Raw genomic sequence first — 374 nt, 5'->3', positions numbered from 1 at the left:
ATCAAACCATACACAGAAAAGCTACTCGCCAACAATAACGATACCCACGGCAATTTACCCAGCACGACCAACTGAATCGCCACGCCTATCGCTGCCAAAATCACTGCCATCCATTGCAAAGGACGCAGTTTTTCTTTGATGACCACTAGCGATAGTAAAATACCCACCAACGGACCAATATAATAGCCCAAACTGGCTTCCAAAATCTGATCATGATTGACCGCCCACACGTACACCAGCCAATTGACTGAGATAATCGCCCCCGAAACGGCAGTATAGAGTAGCCATTTTGGGTTGGCTTGAATCACTTTCACCCAGTGCCAATTTTTGGTGACTGTCATGATTAGTAAAATCGTGACAAACGTCCAAATAAT

Annotated in this window: 1 protein-coding gene; it reads right to left on the bottom strand. The window is 44.9% G+C overall.

Annotation, left to right across the window (positions count from 1 at the left end):
• Positions 1-341: EamA family transporter (locus ACMV8I_RS21380; RefSeq protein WP_498867147.1), on the bottom strand; the 341-nt coding region annotated here is incomplete at its 3' end.
• Positions 342-374 lie beyond the last annotated feature (33 nt).

Source organism: Ewingella sp. S1.OA.A_B6, assembly GCF_049889095.1.
Classification (GTDB): Bacteria; Pseudomonadota; Gammaproteobacteria; order Enterobacterales; family Enterobacteriaceae; genus Ewingella.
This window is presented reverse-complemented; position numbering and strand designations above follow the sequence as displayed.